The sequence below is a fragment of the Streptomyces sp. NPDC058664 genome (assembly GCF_042716635.1).
GTDB lineage: Bacteria > Actinomycetota > Actinomycetes > Streptomycetales > Streptomycetaceae > Streptomyces.
Genome location: NZ_JBHXRW010000204.1, coordinates 1 through 1,491, shown reverse-complemented (window position 1 = coordinate 1,491; position 1,491 = coordinate 1). Strand labels below are relative to the sequence as shown.

General features: G+C 62.6%; 1 protein-coding gene and 1 pseudogene. One reads left to right on the top strand and one right to left on the bottom strand.

Going from position 1 to position 1,491, the window contains the following annotated elements:
* Positions 1-91 precede the first annotated feature (91 nt).
* Positions 92-439 (bottom strand): annotated as a pseudogene (locus ACFWUY_RS41585) (helix-turn-helix domain-containing protein); the annotation flags it as partial.
* Between the two features lie 300 nt (positions 440-739).
* Between ACFWUY_RS41585 and ACFWUY_RS41580 the strand changes: the two are divergent.
* Entirely contained in the window at positions 740-1,291 is a 552-nt protein-coding gene (locus ACFWUY_RS41580) for a hypothetical protein (protein ID WP_384122222.1), read from the top strand.
* The last annotated feature ends 200 nt before the right edge of the window (positions 1,292-1,491 follow it).

The following is a 1,491-nucleotide window of genomic DNA, read 5'->3' as shown; positions in this document are numbered from 1 at the left end:
ACCGGCCGAATACGAAGCCAAGCATTACCTGAGCACCACAAAACCCCAGCTCACAACCAACATCTGAGGTCTCTATCGAACCCGGAACGGTTCACACACCCTCGCGGCATGACCCGCCCCCGAGAGCCGTTTTGCGGATTTCCCAACGGAGTTGTTTACGAGGGGGAGGAGTCACCGACAGCGTCAGGCACAGCCGGCGGCGGATCACGCTCTGCACGCGGGCCAGGGTCCAGCGCTGATTGTCGAAGCCGTGCTCGGACGGGCCCTTGCCGAGTTCCTCCTCGAGCACGGCGAACTGGGCGTCGGTGACGGTCGGGGAGTTGACCGGTCCGGCGGAGTGCAGGGCTTCCATGCCGCCTTCGCGCCAGGTACGACGCCAGCGTTCCACCGACCGCACACTCACCCGCAGGTCCTTCGCGATCACCGTGGTCTTCTCACCCGCCGCGAACCGCTGCCCGGCCTAAAGCCGAACCCCCTCACGAAACGCCCGCCGCTCAGCGGTCAGACCCCCGCCCTCCGGGTACCTCACCTCATCGGCATACCGCAGGGATCATGAACCGTCACCACCCGACGACGACCCGAAAACCTCCGTAGGCGGCCGCGCGTCAGCGATGCAGGCCTTGAGGTCACAAGATCGCGTCACGAGCTCTCATAGGAAAGTTGAGTACCAGTTACCTACCTTTATCGCCTGTGGTGGACGTCTATAGACATGACCATCCAACTTTGCCGGGAGGCATGTGTGAAGAAGCGTGTGATACAGACCGCCATGGTGGCCTGCGCTGGTGTACTAGGCATGGGGCTTCCAGCCACGGCGCAGGCGACACCCGCCACGGCGGCTGACAGTGCGGTGATCACATACGAGAAGGGGCATGTACTGTCCTGCACCGGGCAGGTAGGCCAGCGGTCCGCAACGGTCGAGTTGTACGACAACTCTCTGCACGGCTCCTTCGTCAACGTGCACGTCGAGGGACCAGACGGGGAGTACGGAGGCGGCTCAACGCCCACGCGGCTGTTTGACCACGGCTCAATCAACGCCAAGCTGTCTATAGAGCGCCTCGGTGAGGAACCCCGCGCCGCCGGCACGGCCGTGATCAAAGGCCTCTATGCCCCCAAGGGGAAGCCAAAGCCCGTCCACGATGTCTACGAGGACGGCGGCTGGAGCATCGTCTCTGAGGGCACCCAGCAAAGGCTCAAGTCCAAGGTCATCATCCATGTTCTCGGCAAGACAGCACGGCTGGACTGCACTGAAGCGTTCACCTACGACCTGAAGGTGACGAAAACACCCATGTAATGCCCAATGGACGGCCACCAGGCCATGAGCCTTTTCCAATCTGACGGCGCTGGCCGTGTGTTGGACGGATCGGTGGAACGATGAAGCTCCTGGTAGACGGGTTCTCGACCAAGATCCACCGCTCACCAGGAGTCTCAATGACGAAGTCAAGACTCCTGCGCGACGGGTGGGAAGGGGGTGAACAGCCTGTCGTCGCGCAG